This window comes from Gluconobacter sp. P5H9_a (assembly GCF_018812085.1).
GTDB lineage: Bacteria > Pseudomonadota > Alphaproteobacteria > Acetobacterales > Acetobacteraceae > Gluconobacter.
The window spans coordinates 37,659-53,529 of the sequence record NZ_JACRVW010000009.1 but is presented as its reverse complement, the minus strand read 5'-3'; the positions used below and the strand labels follow the sequence as shown (position 1 = coordinate 53,529).

General features: G+C 55.1%; 13 protein-coding genes. 9 read left to right on the top strand and 4 right to left on the bottom strand.

Annotated features, from left to right (window positions below):
- Positions 1 to 157: 157 nt before the first annotated feature.
- The 7 genes from KP708_RS10185 to KP708_RS10155 all read left to right on the top strand — a co-directional run bounded on the left by KP708_RS10185 (position 158) and on the right by KP708_RS10155 (position 7,320).
- Positions 158 to 1,195 (top strand): NAD(P)-dependent alcohol dehydrogenase, encoded by a 1,038-nt coding sequence (locus KP708_RS10185; RefSeq protein WP_215751147.1) that lies wholly within the window; start codon positions 158 to 160, stop codon positions 1,193 to 1,195.
- Between the two features lie 15 nt (positions 1,196 to 1,210).
- A complete protein-coding gene (locus tag KP708_RS10180; protein ID WP_215751146.1) occupies positions 1,211 to 2,224 on the top strand; it encodes a helix-turn-helix domain-containing protein in 1,014 nt (337 codons plus the stop codon).
- Positions 2,225 to 2,244: 20 nt separating this feature from the next.
- On the top strand, positions 2,245 to 3,015 hold the full coding sequence (locus KP708_RS10175) for an SDR family NAD(P)-dependent oxidoreductase (protein WP_215751145.1): 771 nt from the start codon (positions 2,245 to 2,247) through the stop codon (positions 3,013 to 3,015).
- 99 nt (positions 3,016 to 3,114) lie between these two features.
- Positions 3,115 to 4,035 carry a substrate-binding domain-containing protein gene (locus tag KP708_RS10170; protein WP_252347546.1) on the top strand — a complete coding sequence of 307 codons (921 nt, stop codon included), beginning with the start codon at positions 3,115 to 3,117 and terminating at the stop codon, positions 4,033 to 4,035.
- A gap of 36 nt (positions 4,036 to 4,071) precedes the next feature.
- Positions 4,072 to 5,619, top strand: coding sequence for a sugar ABC transporter ATP-binding protein (locus tag KP708_RS10165; RefSeq protein ID WP_215751143.1), 1,548 nt, complete (start codon positions 4,072 to 4,074; stop codon positions 5,617 to 5,619).
- A complete protein-coding gene (locus tag KP708_RS10160; RefSeq protein WP_215751142.1) occupies positions 5,603 to 6,568 on the top strand; it encodes an ABC transporter permease in 966 nt (321 codons plus the stop codon). The genes KP708_RS10165 and KP708_RS10160 overlap by 17 nt, the downstream gene beginning before the upstream one ends.
- A 23-nt stretch (positions 6,569 to 6,591) precedes the next feature.
- Positions 6,592 to 7,320 carry an SDR family oxidoreductase gene (locus KP708_RS10155; protein WP_215751141.1) on the top strand — a complete coding sequence of 243 codons (729 nt, stop codon included), beginning with the start codon at positions 6,592 to 6,594 and terminating at the stop codon, positions 7,318 to 7,320.
- 347 nt (positions 7,321 to 7,667) lie between these two features.
- Here KP708_RS10155 and KP708_RS10150 read toward each other — a convergent pair whose 3' ends face one another.
- Both KP708_RS10150 and KP708_RS10145 read right to left on the bottom strand, forming a co-directional pair.
- Positions 7,668 to 9,263: a cisplatin damage response ATP-dependent DNA ligase gene (locus KP708_RS10150; protein ID WP_215751140.1), complete on the bottom strand. Its 1,596-nt coding sequence runs from the start codon at positions 9,261 to 9,263 to the stop codon at positions 7,668 to 7,670.
- Positions 9,260 to 10,282: a ligase-associated DNA damage response exonuclease gene (locus KP708_RS10145; protein ID WP_215751139.1), complete on the bottom strand. Its 1,023-nt coding sequence runs from the start codon at positions 10,280 to 10,282 to the stop codon at positions 9,260 to 9,262. The genes KP708_RS10150 and KP708_RS10145 overlap by 4 nt, the downstream gene beginning before the upstream one ends.
- A 70-nt stretch (positions 10,283 to 10,352) precedes the next feature.
- Between KP708_RS10145 and KP708_RS10140 the strand changes: the two genes are divergently transcribed.
- Entirely contained in the window at positions 10,353 to 12,770 is a 2,418-nt protein-coding gene (locus KP708_RS10140; protein ID WP_215757175.1) for a ligase-associated DNA damage response DEXH box helicase, read from the top strand.
- Positions 12,767 to 13,432 carry a ligase-associated DNA damage response endonuclease PdeM gene (gene pdeM, locus KP708_RS10135; RefSeq protein ID WP_215751137.1) on the top strand — a complete coding sequence of 222 codons (666 nt, stop codon included), beginning with the start codon at positions 12,767 to 12,769 and terminating at the stop codon, positions 13,430 to 13,432. The genes KP708_RS10140 and pdeM overlap by 4 nt, the downstream gene beginning before the upstream one ends.
- A gap of 239 nt (positions 13,433 to 13,671) precedes the next feature.
- On the opposite strand, the gene KP708_RS10130 is transcribed toward pdeM, so the two are convergent.
- Positions 13,672 to 14,568 carry a LysR family transcriptional regulator gene (locus tag KP708_RS10130; RefSeq protein WP_215751136.1) on the bottom strand — a complete coding sequence of 299 codons (897 nt, stop codon included), beginning with the start codon at positions 14,566 to 14,568 and terminating at the stop codon, positions 13,672 to 13,674.
- A 267-nt stretch (positions 14,569 to 14,835) separates the two neighbouring features.
- On the bottom strand, positions 14,836 to 15,864 hold the full coding sequence (locus KP708_RS10125; RefSeq protein ID WP_215751135.1) for a methionine synthase: 1,029 nt from the start codon (positions 15,862 to 15,864) through the stop codon (positions 14,836 to 14,838).
- Between the last annotated feature and the right edge of the window lie 7 nt (positions 15,865 to 15,871).

Below are 15,871 nucleotides of genomic sequence, written 5' to 3'. Positions count from 1 at the left end.
TCACGTCTGCCGATAAAAAATTGGATATCTGAAATCGCATTACTCAAAAAAGTATTATTTTTTAGGAAAAAACACTCTATACGCTGTGATATATAACATATAATCAGTTCTCTTGATCACATCTGATGTTAGAACGTGTGACAGGAGACGGCTGGATATGGCACAGGCTCTGGTGCTTGAGAAAAAGAGCGAACTTTCCCTGCGCGAGATTGCTCTGCCAACGGAGATTGGCCCCGATGATGTTCGGATTGCCATCCATACCGTTGGAATCTGTGGTAGCGATGTGCACTACTACACGCACGGTGCCATTGGCCCTTTCGTAATCCGGGAACCCATGGTTCTGGGTCATGAAGCCTCGGGTACGATTACGGAAGTGGGGCAGAATGTCCGGTCTTTGAAGGTGGGAGACCGGGTGTGCATGGAGCCTGGAATTCCTGACCCGCAATCCCGGTCCAGCCTCTTAGGGCAGTATAATGTTGATCCAGCCGTACGTTTTTGGGCAACTCCGCCTGTTCACGGATGTCTGACCCCGTCGGTTGTCCATCCGGCTGCCTTCACCTTCAAGCTGCCAGACAATGTGAGTTTCGCAGAAGGCGCCATGGTCGAGCCTCTGGCGGTCGGTGTTCATGCGGCCGTCAAGGCGGCACTCAAGCCCGGCGATGTGTGTCTCGTCACGGGCTGTGGTCCGATCGGAATTATGACAGCTCTGGCAGCGCTTGCCTCAGGGGCAGGCCAGGTTTTCATCACGGATCTTGCTCCCGCCAAACTTGCCATTGCCGGTCAGTATGACGGTGTCACGCCTGTCAATGTGCGGGAGACGAAGGTGCGCGACGTCATCGATACAGCCTGCGGTGCGGACTGGGGTGTAGATGTTGTCTTCGAAGCCAGCGGCTTTGCTGGCGCTTATGATGACGCTTTGGTCTGCGTCCGGCCAGGCGGCACAATCGTGTTCGTCGGGATGCCGGTTCAGAAAGTTCCATTTGATATCGTGGCTGCGCAGGCCAAGGAAATCCGGATGGAAACTGTCTTCCGCTACGCAAATGTCTATGAGCGAGCCATCCGCCTTATCAGTGCGGGCAAGATCGACCTCAAACCTCTCGTCTCGGAAACCTTCTCTTTCGATCAGGGTATTTCAGCTTTCGAGCGTGCTGCGGAAGCACGGCCGGATGACGTGAAGCTCCAGATCGTTCTCTGAAAGGACAGTATTTTCATGTCCGTAACGCAGAAATCTCAGACGCAGGGTGCATTCTCTCCCATTGCCAACAGGGCCTCGGCCCTCGGTACGCTCCGCTCGCTTCAGGCCAAGGCGCCCGTCAGTGGCAATGCGACGCGTCCTGTTTATGAGGCCATTCATGCAGAACCGAACACAAGTTTCCGATGGCATCAGCACGATTATCCAGCGCCTGTCGCACGTTGGAATCATCACCCCGAATATGAACTACATCTCATCACGAAGGGGGAGGGGCGAGCCATTATCGGGGATCACATCGGCAGTTTTGGTCCGCGGCAACTGGTGCTTGTTGGGCCGGATCTTCCGCATGGCTGGTTCAGCCCGCTCAAGCCCGGAGAAGTACTAACCGGGCGTGATGTGGTACTTCAGTTTAGCGCTCAATGGATTGGAACTCTGACGACGCTATGCCCTGAACTGGCAGGGTTGCGCAATCTTTTGCAGGCTTCCACCCTTGGGATCGAATTTACTGGTCCAGAAGCACTTCAGATGGGTGAAAAGCTGGTCGCCATTGGTACTGTGCAGGGCGCTGCGAAGCTGGCAGCGTGTCTGGGGCTTCTGGCAGATCTGACTTCTGCGCCTTTCCGGACATTGTCTCTCAAAGGTGAAAACCCGGCTCTGAACAGCCCGGAAATGCAGCGGATGAGTGGTGTCATTACGTCCCTGATGGCTATGGACCCGTCCGAAATTCGGCATGACCATCTGGCGCAGGATCTGGGGCTTTGCGCCTCAACATTTTCCCGTCAGTTCCGGGCGGCGACGGGCGACACGTTCATGTCGTTCCTGCATCGGCTGCGGGTGTGTCACGCATGTCATCTGCTGGCGAGTTCTCCCCTTTCGATTACGGAAATCGGTGCGGCTTCCGGCTTCAACAACCTCTCTAATTTTAACCGCATCTTTCTGCGCCTGCGTGGCTGCACGCCACGGGAATATCGCCGTCATGCCCGCGAAATGACGGCCCTTTCGCCAGCAGACGCCACAGAGTTCCTGAACTGACCGATAAGGGAAAACAGATCATGCCAACACTTCCACAACGCTTTTCCCTCAATGGTCGTAAAGCTCTTGTAACGGGTGCATCCCGTGGACTTGGGGTCACGATTTGCGACGTTCTGAGTGCTGCCGGGGCCGATATCGTCGCTGTCGCGCGTTCTGAAGCCGATATGGCCGAAACATGCCGGATTGTGGAAAGCCATGGCCGTCAATGCCTCACGGTTGTTGCAGATCTTAATGATTCCACGGCTCCAGACGCTGTCGCCCAGACAGTGACGGCTGCGTGGGGGGGCGTCGATATTGTCGTCAATAATGCTGGCGTGAGTTTTCCTCGCCCTCTGGTGGAGCAGACAGTTGAGGAGTGGGACACCGTGCAGGCCATCAACCTGCGTGCTCCATGGCTTCTCGCCCGTGCTTTCGCGCCGGGCATGATCGAACGTAAGCGCGGTAAAATCGTCAACATCAGTTCCCAGGCCAGCTCTGTCGCGCTGATTGACCATGGTGCTTACGTCGCCTCCAAAGCGGGTCTGAACGGTCTCACCAAGGTCATGACGGCGGAGTGGGGGGCTCATAACATTCAGGCCAATGCTATCTGCCCCACGGTCGTCTGGACGCCCATGGGCGAACGCGTCTGGAGCGTTGGGAACAAGCTGGAAAAGCTGCTGGAAAAAATCCCCGCAGGTCGTGTCGCAACACCGGAAGATGTCGCGGATACAGTTCTGTATCTCGCTTCCGATGCATCGAGCATGGTCAACGGGCAGGAAATATTTGTCGACGGCGGATACACGGCCCTTTAGGCCGCCGCATCTTCAAATAGAGACAGGTAATTTTACGGTTTTGACAAGGCCATGTGCAGGAAATGACCTGCACAGTGCATGCAGATCAACAGGTGTAACATGAAGATCAAGACGCTTCCGCTGGCCCTTCTGTCTCTCGCTCTTGGCGGGACGGCCCTGTCACACCCGGCTGCCGCAGCCGGAACACCACTGAAAATTGGCGTTTCCTTTCAGGAAATGAACAATCCGTACTTCGTCACCATGAAGGACGCGTTGCAGGAGGCCGCTGCCACAATCGGCGCCAATGTCATCATCAGCGATGCACATCATGATGTCTCCAAGCAGGTGAGTGACATTGAGGACATGATCCAGCAGGGCGCGCAGATCATCATCATTAACCCGACCGATACCGTAGGCGTCACGTCCGTTGTTAAGGCGGTTCATGACAAGAACATCCCGATCGTCTCGGTAGATGCTCAGGCTGGCGGCCCGCTGGATGCGTTCGTAGGGTCCAAGAATTACGATGCCGGTTTCAAGGCGTGCGAGTACCTCGCCACGACGATCAAGAGCGGCAATATCGGGATTATCGACGGTATCCCGGTCGTTCCCATTCTTGAGCGTGTCAAAGGCTGCAAGGACGCCATTGCCAAGCATTCCGACATCAAGATTGTCAGCGTTCAGAACGGCAAGCAGGAGCGCGATCAGGCTCTGACGGTGGCCGAGAACATGCTCCAGGCCAACCCGGATCTGAAGGGGATTTTCAGCGTCAATGATAATGGATCACTCGGTGTTCTTTCAGCCATTGAGTCCAATGGCTCTGACGTGAAGCTGGTCAGCGTGGATGGCAATCCGGAAGCTGTGAAGGCCATCAGCAAGCCGGGATCCCACTTCATCGCCACGGCAGCCCAGTTCCCCCGGCAGGAAATCCGTCTGGCACTCGCGCTCGCCCTCGCTAAGAAATGGGGCGCAGAAGTCCCGAAAGTTCTGCCAGTTGATGTCGAACTGATCGACGCGACGAAAGCCAAGACGTTCAGCTGGTAAATTCCGGAGGCGGCCTTGGATTCCGGAGGGAACATCATGACAGAACCTAGTCAGACATCCCCAGAACCGCTTCTGGCGCTTGAGGGAATCTCCAAAAGCTTTCCGGGAGTCCGGGCCTTGCGGAATGTCAGCCTCAGCCTGGAGCGTGGAGAAATCCATGCTCTTCTGGGAGAGAACGGTGCTGGAAAATCCACGATCATCAAGATCATGGGAGGTATCCAGTCTCAGGATGAAGGGCAGATCTTTCTCAACGGAAAAGAATGTCACTTCTCCAGTTACAAGGATGCCATCAGCGCGGGGATCGGAATTGTTTTTCAGGAATTCAGCCTGATTCCTGAACTCGACGCGGTGGATAATATTTTCCTCGGGCGTGAGATGCGGAACGCTCTCGGCTTTTCCCGCAAAAGCGAAATGACGCGCATCGCGCAGGGAATTTTCGAGCGGCTCGGGGTGAAAACACGGTTTGACGTTCCTGTCGCGCGTCTCAGCGTAGCGGAACAACAGTTCGTGGAAATCGCGAAGGCTTTGTCACTGGATGTGCAGGTTCTGATCCTTGACGAACCAACCGCGACCCTGACCCCGACGGAAGCCGAACTGCTTTTCAACGTCATGCGGCAGCTCCGGGACCAGGGCATTGGAATTTTCTTCGTGTCGCATCACCTCGAAGAGATTTTTGAAATTTGTGACCGGATTACGGTGCTTCGCGATGGTGCTCATGTAGGCGTCCTGAAAACGGCGGAGTGCACAATGGATCATCTGGTTGAGCGGATGGTCGGCCGGAAAATTGAAAATACGTTCCCGCCCAAACCCGCGCTCCAGACTGCCGAGCGCATTCTGGAAGCCGAAAACATTCGTTTTGCGAGTAACGGGCACCCCAACAGTTTCTACCTGCGGAAAGGTGAAATCCTCGGTTTCGCTGGGCTGGTTGGCTCTGGCCGAACGGAAACGGCTCTGGCGTTAATCGGCGCACTGCCATGTCCAGGAAAAACGGTGCGGATTGAGGGCAGGGACGTGTCTATGGGGAATCCGGCACAGGCTCTGCGTCACGGTATCGGAATTCTGCCGGAAAGCCGAAAAACCGAAGGATTGATCCTTGGCTTCAGTATCCGGGACAACATCTCCATCAACAACCTGCCGCAATATACCCGCCCGATTGGCACAATCGACACCGCGCGGGAGAAGCGGAAGACACAGGAGTTGATGTCCGCCGTCCGTATCAAAGCCCCTTCGGACGAGACGACTGTGGTGAGCCTTAGTGGCGGAAATCAGCAGAAGGTTGTGATTGCGCGCTGGCTGAACCGCCGGAGCAAGATCCTGATCTTCGATGAGCCTACCCGCGGCATCGACGTCGGGGCCAAGGCGGAAATCTACACACTCATGCGGAACCTCACGGCAGAGGGATACGCCATCATCATGATCTCATCCGAGCTTCCGGAGGTCGTCGGAATGTGTGACCGCGTGGCCGTGTTCAGCCATGGCGTCATCACGGCGGTTCTGGAGGGGGATGCCATCAGTTCGGAAGAGGTAATGCGTCATGCAACAGCAAGCGTTAAAAAGTCCGCAGTCGATGCACTCTCTGCTTGAGCGTTACAGAGCGTCTAAATTCGCTCGCTCAACGGCGTTTCTCCCGGCGGTTGGACTGTTCGTGGTCGTGGCCTGCATGATCGCGCTCAACAGTCGCTTCCTGTCCTTCGGCAACCTGGAAAACGTCGCCAGACAGGTCTCGATCAACGCCATCATCTCCGTGGGCATGACCTTTGCCATTCTCACGGGGGGCATTGATCTCTCCGTAGGCGCGGTCATGGCGCTCGCTGGAACTATTACAGCGGGCCTGCTGGTTTCCGGCCTCAATGCCGGGCTGGCCATTCTGGCTGGACTGGGTGTCGGGGCGCTCTTCGGTGCCGGAAACGGGTTGTGTATCGCCCGTCTCGGGATGCCGCCGATCATTGTGACGCTGGCATCCATGAGTATCGCCCGCGGATTGGGGCTGATCTACACGAACGGCTATCCCATCTCGGGCCTTCCGGATTGGTTCGCGTTTATTGGCCGCGGAAAGGTTCTGGGAATCCAGACGCCAATTCTCATCATGCTGGTGGTTTATGCGCTGGCCTATCTGCTGCTCCAGCGCATGCCGATTGGCCGGTACATTTACGCCATCGGTGGCAATGAAGAGGCCGTCCGCCTCTCCGGCATCGATTCCCGTAAATACAAGATCGCCGTTTACCTGATTGGTGGATTTACGGCCGCGCTGGCAGGCGTTGTTCTGTCCTCTCGCCTCATGAGCGGCCAGCCCAACGCTGGTGTCGGCTTTGAACTCGATGCCATCGCAGCCGTGGTGCTGGGTGGCACCTCAATCTCCGGTGGTCGTGGCTCCATCATCGGCACCCTCATCGGTGCCATGCTGCTGGGTGTCCTGAACAACGGGCTGAACCTGCTTGAGGTCTCCCCTTACGTTCAGAACGTCATCAAGGGTGCGATCATCCTTCTCGCAATTTTCATCAGTCGTCAGCGCGGCACAGCGTCCGCACACTGAGACAGCATCACAGGATAGTGCATATGACACAGTCTCTTCAGGGCAAGATCGCCGCCATCACGGGCGCGGCTTCGGGTATCGGTCTCGAATGTGCCCGCTATCTCATCGAAGCGGGGGCCGTGGTCTATCTTCTGGACCGTGATGCCAAAACGCTCGAAGATAAGACGGCAGAGCTCGGCAGCCAGGCTCATGCGATCATTGTCGATCTCTTCGACTATAAAACCGTAGATGCTGCCGTTGCGCAGATCGTTCAGGAACAGGGCCGGATCGATATCTTTCACGCCAATGCCGGGGCGTATGTTGGCGGCAATGTTTGGGAAGGCGATCCTGATAGCTGGGATGCGATGCTGCACCTGAACATCAATGCTGCCTTCCGCTCGGTCCGCGCCGTGCTGCCGCAGATGATGAAGCAGGAGACTGGTGATATCGTCATGACCAGTTCAATTGCGGGCATGATCCCCATCATGGCCGAGCCAATCTACACAGCCTCGAAACATGCTGTGCAGGCCTTTGTGCATACAGTGCGCCGACAGGTCGCGAAGTACGGTATCCGGGTGGGCGCAATCCAGCCCGGGCCTGTGGTCACGCCGTTGCTGAAAGACTGGGATCAGGCACGGCTTGAAGCCAATATCAAGGCTGGTGCCCTGATGGAAGCCAAGGAAGTGGCCGAAGCCCTGATCTTCATCCTGACACGTTCAAAGGGCGTGATGGTGCGGGATCTGGTCGTTCTGCCGCATAACTTTGATGCCTGATACAAAGGTTTTTCATAGAAGGGCGAGGCTTAACCTCCTTGGGCTTATTGAACATCCGCTCGATACGGTTGCGCCTTCTGTGAAAACGGAAATTATAGAGAATACCCTCTGTTTGATTTGAATGTGGTGGGATGACGGGAGGATCGCCTCGAAAGAGTAGGTTCTCCAGCATCCTCTCGCGATCATATCCTTTGCTTGTTACGAGCGTGCGAAGAGGTGCGACTGGCGCCCCATCAGAACATCAGCGCGGGATTAATTAAAATTTTTCTGCGTCTGTTCTTCCCCTAGAGCCATCGTTGTCCGCGAGAGGGGGAGTGCCGTGTGTCGAAACGGATGAGGTACTTCCTCTATAGAAAAGCTCTAATGAACTCATCGAGCGTGTCCGCATCCTCTACAGGTTTGTCACGGCGAATACGTGAAACGCGCGGAAAACGAAGGGCTACGCCGCTTTTATGGCGTTTGGAATACTGAGCAGCATCAAAGGCAATTTCCAGAACAAGACCATGCGCCACTTCCCGGACCGGACCAAAACGCTTGGTGGTGTGATCGCGGATCCACTTGTCCAGAAATTTCAGTTCTTCGTCCGTAAAGCCTGAGTAAGCTTTACCAATCGGAACAAGTTCACGTTCTCCGTCCACGGTGCGCCATAAGCCGAACGTGTAGTCGGAATAGAAGCTGCTGCGTTTGCCGTGCCCGCGTTGTGCATACATGACAACGGCATCGACGGTGAGTGGCTCACGTTTCCATTTCCACCATGGGCCTCGCGGACGACCTGGAACATAGGCACTATCAGCCTTTTTCAGCATTAGCCCTTCAATGCCTTCGCTCCGTGCATTCTCGCGAAGCTTGGCTAGGTCTTCAAAGTTCTGGAACGCAATGAGATCAGACAAGACCATTCTGGGCGGATTCAGGCGTGCGAACCAGCTTTCCAGCCGCTGTCGTCTGGTATCGAAGGGCAGGGAGCGCAGGTCTTTTCCGTCTTCAAACAGGATATCGTACAGTCGGATACCGGCTGGCATGTCTCTAAGCATGGAAGCCGTAGGCGATTTTCGGTTCAATCGCTGTTGGAGATCCGCAAACGGGGCGACAACACCCTCCTGGACGACCAGAAGCTCACCATCCAGGACCACCCTGCTGCCCAGATCCTGCATTGTGGCCAGCACGTCCGGAAAGGCCTTTCCAATATCTTCTGCCGTACGGGTGTAGACACGCTCCCCTTGAGGTGTGGAAACAAGCTGAACTCGGATACCGTCCCATTTCCATTCTGCTCGCCATTCCGCTGGATCGAATGTTGTCAGGTCAACGTTTTCCAAGGGCTGGGCCAGCATAGGCGGCCGGAAAACCGGAGCATCCTTCGCATCGGGTTTCGGGCCTTTTCCTTCCACCCATGCGAAGAGGGGGCCATAAGGCGCTTCAAGTCCGTGCCAAACTTCCTCAATGTCATCCGGAGCCACAGACGCTAACTCTGCAAGAGCCGTTTTCGCCAGCCGGGCTGATGCGCCAACACGAAGCGAGCCCGTAATAAGCTTGAGGAGGGCGTACCGGGATGAGGCATCACATGCGTCCAGCCATTCCCTTACAACATCCGGGACATTCGCCTTTGGAAGGCGCTCCAGGGTATGAACGACCTCCGCAAGACCCGGTGCCGCTGGCGTAACATGATCACCGGTTTCCGGGCGCCAGATCAGTGCGACTGTTTCCGCGAGGTCTCCAACGTAATCATAAGACCATGCAAAGAGTTCCGGGTCGATCCGTTCCATGGCCAGAGCCCGGAGCATGGCAGGTTTGGCTGCGGCAAAGGACAGGCTTCCTGCCATCGCAGCCAGCGCATATCCCCGATCAGGATCGGGTGCCATGGAGAAATATTCTTTGAGAAGTGCAAGCTTCATATTCCGCGACGGGGTAAAGGCCAGGCGTTCCAGCAGGGTCGCAAATTCGATCATGTCAAAGTGCCCTGTTCCGCCTGTTCATCCTCTTCCTCGTAGCCCAGAAGCCGCAGCGCGCGGCCGCGGATCTGCATCTTGCCTAACGCATAAATCAGGGCATCCTCGCGCCCATGCGTGACCCAGATTTCCTTTGCCCCGGTTGCCTGACACGTTTCCAGCAAAGCATCCCAGTCGGCATGGTCACTGATCACGACAGGGAGTTCGACCCCACGTGCTTTCGCTCGCTGGCGAACATGCATCCAGCCTGATGCCAGACAGACGACCGGATCTGGAAGCCGACGTGCCCAACGGTCTACAATGGCCGATGGAGGCGCGAGGACAATGCCCCCGCGCATCTCACCTTTCTTTGCTGCCGTTGCAGAACGCAGTTCCCCCAAGGGGACACTAAAACCTTCGTACAGCTTACACATCGGCAGAAGAGCACCATGGAGCCAGAGAGGAGCATGGTAGCCACCCTCTCGAAGCAGAGCGATCAGACGCTGGCATTTGCCAAGGGCATAGCAGCCAACAACATGCGTGCGCTCTGGAAACAGGCGTACGTCCTGCAGCAGTTTAGCAATCTCATGAGCGGGATCGGGTAGGCGGAAGACTGGCAGCCCAAACGTGGCTTCAGTTACGAATAGATCACAGGGCACGACCTCAAAAGGAACGCATGTTGGATCAGGCGCGCGCTTGTAATCGCCACTGACCACGGCGCGCTGCCCACGATACTCCATGACAACCTGTGCACTTCCCAGAACGTGCCCGGCAGGTGCGAGCCAGAGCTGCACGTCCCCGACGGAGATGATTTCTCCATAATTAAGTGCCTGTTGGGTCACGCCCGCTCGGCCTTCGCCCATCCGTAGTCGCATGATCGCCAAGGTTTCGGGTGTTGCGGTGACAAGGTCATGGCCGGGTCGGGCATGATCGGAATGACCATGTGTGATGACGGCGTGCGCCACTGGCTGGAGAGGGTCGATATAGAATGCGCCAGGTACACAGAAGAGCCCATCCGGTTTCAACTCAAGCCAGTCCACCCAGTCTTCTCCACCATGCGTGCAGGAACGGGGAAAGAACCCGCGAAACGCGTGTGCGTTCCTTCAGCTAATGAGCAAACATCTTTCCGAACCTTTTCAGACTTGGTTTTCCCAACAGGGCTGGTCTCCCCGATCTCATCAGCTTGCTATGCTTCAGGCAGCGAAAGATGGAGTGTCTGCGCTTCTGATCGCGCCAACCGGCGGAGGAAAGACACTGTCGGGCTTTCTGCCCAGCCTCATCGAATTGGCAGACGGTTCATATTCAGGACTGCATACGCTCTATGTCAGTCCCCTGAAGGCCCTCTCGACCAATATCGCAGAAAGCCTGTCCCGACCCATTATGGACATGGATCTTCCGGTTCGTGTTGAGGTCCGCAGTGGAGATACGTCCGGAGCGCGCCGGAAACGGCAACAGAAGAACCCACCGCATATACTCCTGACAACACCGGAAAGCCTGGCGCTGTTGCTGTCATACCCAGATGCTGCGGCGTATTTTTCCACGCTCAAGGTTCTGATTATCGACGAAGTTCACGCGCTTGCTGGCACCAAGCGGGGAGACCAACTTGCCCTCTGTGCCAGCCGCTTGCGAACGTTTTCGTCGTCGCTCCGGATCAATGGCTTATCCGCAACCGTGGCTCACCCTTCCCCCATGGCGGCCTGGGTTTCCCCAACGGGTAAAGCTTCTGGGGTCCGTCTTGTCAAAGCAGAAGATGGGGTGCGTCCGGACGKTCATGTGCTTTTGCCTGACGAGCGGGGTTATCTTCCGTGGGCCGGTCGTACGGGGTTGGGAAGCGCTACTGCAATCCTGACTGAAATTGCCCGTGCTCGCCTGACCATCGTGTTCGTCAACAGTAGGGCGCAGGCAGAACTACTGTTCCAGGCTCTGTGGAAAGACAACGGAGACAATCTGCCTATTGGGCTTCATCATGGCAGTCTGGATGCGGTGCGTCGGGCGAAAGTGGAAGAAGCCATGGCTCAAGGCGCTCTGCGGGCTGTGGTGGCCACGTCTTCACTGGATCTTGGGTTGGATTGGGGCGCAGTGGATCAGATCATTCAGGTGGGGGCACCAAAACAGATCTCCCGCCTGACACAGCGGATTGGCCGGGCCAATCACCGGATGGACGAACCATCGCGTGCGCTTCTTGCTCCAGCCAACCGATTTGAAGTGCTGGAATGTGAAGCGGCCAAAGATGCTGTTCTGCGGCATGAACTCGACGGTGATCCGCCTCGCGCCGGGGCCCTCGACGTTCTGGCTCAGCATGTGGTGGTCACGGCCTGTGCAGGACCGTTTTTCCCAGACGTTCTGTATGAAGAAATTCGTCAGACTGCGCCCTATAGCCAGATCTCACGTACAGATTTCGATGAGGTTGTTCGATTTGTAGAAGACGGCGGCTATGCCTTACAGGCCTATGAACGCCACCAACGTCTTTTCCGAGACTCACTGGGGCAATTGTGGGTTAAAAATGAGCAGATCATCCGGCAGTTTCGGATGAATATCGGTACCATCGTCGATACTCCGATGCTTCGCGTCAAATCCCGGCGTGGAAAAGCTTTTGGGGAGATTGACGAGTATTTCGCCTCAACGCTCGTTCCGGGCGATACATTCCTGCTGGGCGGAGAACTGCTGGAATTTCTTGGGCTGCACGATACGACCGTTCAGGCGGCGCGGGGTCGAGGCAAGGATCCGCGCGTACCGGTTTACGGGGGCAATCAGCTTTCCATTTCGCCCGGTCTGGCCAGACACGTCCGTGAAATGCTGTATACGCCATCCTTGTGGACCGTGCTTCCGAAGGCTGTGCAGGACTGGCTTACCCTTCAGACAAAGCGCTCACATATGCCTGGACCGGACAATTTTCTTGTTGAGACTTTTCCACACAAAGGATGGCACTACATTGTGGCGTATCCCTTTGAAGGGCGGAATGCGCATCAAACTCTGGGGCTTCTCCTGACAAAAAAGCTGGAGGAGACTGGAAAGGGCCCTCTGGGCTTTGTGGCTAACGATTATATGGTTGCCTGCTGGTGCGTTCACCCAACGGGCTCTATGACGGACCTGTTCACCCGAGATCTGCTTGGAGGCAATCTATCAGACTGGCTGGCAGAGAGCGCCATGCTCCGCCGCACCTTCCGGGATGTGGCCATCATCGCCGGGCTGATAGAACGCAATTATCCGGGGCGCGAGAAAAATCGACGTCAAATGACAGTCAGCAGCGACCTCCTTTATGACGTGCTTCGAAAATACGACCCTGACCATATTCTCCTGCGTGCAACCCGGCTTCAGGCGGAGCAAGGCCTGACTGATCTGGGGCGTCTTTCCGGTATGCTGGATCGCATTCAAGGGCATATCGAGCATGTTAGTCTTTCCCATGTTTCGCCGCTTGCGGTTCCTGTTCTTCTTGAGCAGGGACGTGAAAAAATCCGGGGAGGAGAGGGCGAAGAGTATCTTCTGGCCGAGGCTGACAAGCTTTATGCACTGGCAGAGAAAGCGTGAGTTTTCGTGAGGTAACGCTGGCAGGTGAGCGGATATGGCTCCTGCCCGGAGGGGCTGTTTTCCTGCCTGAAACGCAGATGCTCGTGGTGGCTGACTTGCATCTGGGTAAGGGGACGTCTGCTCGGGCACGTGGGGTACTGCTTCCACCAGGAGATACGATGTCGACGCTCGAGAACGTGCTCCAGCTTGTCGAGGCTCATTCCCCCCGGGTTCTGGTCGCGCTCGGAGACAGCTTTCATGACTGTCAGGCGGGAGAGCGTCTTCTTGATGCAGAACGAACACTGCTGGATACGATAACCACAAAAGCAGCGACTTTGTGGATTACAGGTAATCACGATGCGCTCCCGATTTCGGGTATCGGGGGCGAGTGGGTTGAAGAATACCGGGTCGGCAATCTGATCCTCAGGCATATACCATCTGCGACAATTCCTTCTGGCAGTGCGGAACTGGCAGGCCATCTTCATCCGAAGATCAGAATACGGATCAGGGGGCATGTTATGAGCCGCGCCTGCTTCCTCACGGGAGAAGAACGCCTTATTCTACCAGCACTGGGATCATATACCGGCGGATTGGACATCTCCCATCAGGTGTTCGCAGGACTGTTTCTCCACGGATATGCGGCTTATGTCTGGGGAGCTGATCAAATTAATCGGGTTGTCTAGTGGGCAGCTCTAAGCCCACGGTGGAGAGGCGCGCAATCGAGACCGCCGTTATCGGTAGAATTCTTGAGTGGTTCCCAAGAACGTATGCTGATCCACAAATATTTCAAATCTAAAAGCCCGGAAATTTCTTTGAGGAAACGGGTGCTTTTCAATATTGAGAAAGCCCGGCTATTTGATGCTCTTCTATCCCATCACGACGTGATAGAGGAGCACAGAAAGCTGCCCAAAAGAAAGGATTTTCAGAACTCTTCAGGTCGGGCAGAAAAGTCTATGAAATCGGTGAGATATTGAATGTCATCATCTGTTTCGCGACGTCCGAGAGAGATCTGCTTTGCAATCCCCTGATGGCCAAGCCTTATCGCATGCAAACCGTAGCGTGAGGCATGTTCTTCTACCAACCAGCGAGGTAGGGCTGTGACACCGCGCCCATGCGCCACCATAACCAGCATGATATCTGTCGTTTCGATTTGCTTCTGCTGACGCGGTGCGATGCCGGCTGGCTGCAGAAACTGTGTATAAATATCCAAACGTTCAGAAGGTACGGGATAGGTAATGAGCGTTTCCCCAGCAAGTTGCTCAGGCGTAATGGATGTTTCGCCGCACAGTCTGTGACCACTCCCTACGACAAGAACAAGTTCGTAATCGAACACCGGTGTGAAGTTAAGGCCCGGTTTGTAAAGTGGGTCGGGTGTGACGAGAATATCAATTTCGTTGCTTAGCAAGGCTCCGATGCCACCAAACTGAAATTTCTGCCGAACGTCGACATCTACTTTTGGCCATCGTTCGAGATAGGGTGAGACAACGTTAAGGAGCCATTGGTAGCAGGGATGGCACTCCATACCGATCCTCAGGATGCCACGTTCGCCATTGGCGAATTGTTCCAGCCTCTCTTCGGCGAGTGAAAACTGGGGTAGCAAACGATTTGCCAGAGCGAGTAGCCATTGCCCTGCCTGCGTCAGGACCAGAGAGCGTCCCTCGCGTCGCCATATCTTTACACCGAGTTGTATCTCGATCTTACGAACGGCATGACTGAGAGCAGGCTGGGTCAGGTTTAATCGGATACCTGCTGCTGTTAGCGACCCTTCCTGTGCGACTGCCTGAATGATTATCAGATGGTTGCGTTCCAGGATAGCCATACTTTCCAGTCCATGCGTGTCTTTTATAAAATCACTAAATTATATCATTTTTGCTTATCGTTAAAAACCTCTCTCCAGAGGATTGCTTGTTCCTCTTCAGGTCTTTTTGTTTTTGTATCTGCCTTCGGCAATTCAGGAGCGCTGGGGCTCTGGAACGCGGTGGTCAAATTGTTGGGCCGTTCTGGAGTTATGACTGAGTGGAGACAGTAACAGTCTCCGCTCAGCTATCCGTTATTTTTGACAATCAGGCGCTGAAGACTGCGCTTGTTATGCCGAAAGTTCTCTTCGCAGAATGTTAGCCCCTGCGGCAAGAGCGTTCAGCTTTTCCCGTGCGACACGGCGGGACAAAGGCGCCATACCACAGTTGGTAGAAGGGTAAAGTTTATCTGCATCCACAAACTGGAGGGCTTTTCGGAGCGTATCCGCCACATCTTCTGGTGTCTCAACCGTATTGGTAGCCACATCAATGGCTCCGACCATTACTTTTTTACCACGAATAAGTTCAATGAGATCCATCGGAACACGGGAATTCTGGCATTCCAAAGAGATCATATCGATACTGGAACTCTGCAGCTTAGGAAAAATTTCCTCATATTGTCTCCACTCTGCACCGAGACTGTTTTTCCAATCGATATTGGCTTTGATACCATACCCATAGCAAATATGGACTGCGGTTTCACACGTGAGCCCCTCAACTGCTCTTTCTAGGGCCGCAACCCCCCAGTCGTTAACTTCATCGAAGAAAACGTTGAAGGCTGGTTCATCGAACTGGATAATATCAACGCCAGAAGCTTCCAGTTCCTTCGCCTCCTGATTGAGGATCTTGGCGAATTCCCAGGCCAACTTTTCACGGCTTTTGTAGTGGCTATCATGGAGCGTATCGACCATGGTCATGGGGCCTGGGAGTGTCCACTTAATCGGCTTTTTTGTCAGTGTTCTTAAAAACTTTGCATCCTCTACAAAGACAGGTTTCTCACGTGTTACATTCCCAATAACGGACGGCACGCTCGCATCATACCGGTTACGGATCTTGACGGTTTGGCGGTTTTTGAAGTCAACGCCGCGCAGGTGTTCAATGAATGTCGTGACGAAGTGCTGCCGCGTTTGTTCACCGTCGCTTACGATATCAATGCCGGCACGATCTTGATCGTCGAGTGTCAGACGTAAAGCATCCTGTTTGCCCTCAATCAATTCCTCGCCCTGCAATTTCCATGGGGACCAAAGGGTCTCAGGTTTTGCAAGCCAAGACGGTTTAGGCAGGCTGCCAACGGTTGAAGTCGGGAGTAATCTTGTCATGGTCAAA

Coding starts and splice junctions, on each gene's coding strand:
- KP708_RS10185 (WP_215751147.1), top strand. CDS start 158: ATGGCACAGGCTCTGGTGCTTGAGAAAAAGAGCGAACTTTCCCTGCGC.
- KP708_RS10180 (WP_215751146.1), top strand. CDS start 1,211: ATGTCCGTAACGCAGAAATCTCAGACGCAGGGTGCATTCTCTCCCATT.
- KP708_RS10175 (WP_215751145.1), top strand. CDS start 2,245: ATGCCAACACTTCCACAACGCTTTTCCCTCAATGGTCGTAAAGCTCTT.
- KP708_RS10170 (WP_252347546.1), top strand. CDS start 3,115: ATGAAGATCAAGACGCTTCCGCTGGCCCTTCTGTCTCTCGCTCTTGGC.
- KP708_RS10165 (WP_215751143.1), top strand. CDS start 4,072: ATGACAGAACCTAGTCAGACATCCCCAGAACCGCTTCTGGCGCTTGAG.
- KP708_RS10160 (WP_215751142.1), top strand. CDS start 5,603: ATGCACTCTCTGCTTGAGCGTTACAGAGCGTCTAAATTCGCTCGCTCA.
- KP708_RS10155 (WP_215751141.1), top strand. CDS start 6,592: ATGACACAGTCTCTTCAGGGCAAGATCGCCGCCATCACGGGCGCGGCT.
- KP708_RS10150 (WP_215751140.1), bottom strand. CDS start 9,263: ATGATCGAATTTGCGACCCTGCTGGAACGCCTGGCCTTTACCCCGTCG.
- KP708_RS10130 (WP_215751136.1), bottom strand. CDS start 14,568: ATGGCTATCCTGGAACGCAACCATCTGATAATCATTCAGGCAGTCGCA.
- KP708_RS10125 (WP_215751135.1), bottom strand. CDS start 15,864: ATGACAAGATTACTCCCGACTTCAACCGTTGGCAGCCTGCCTAAACCG.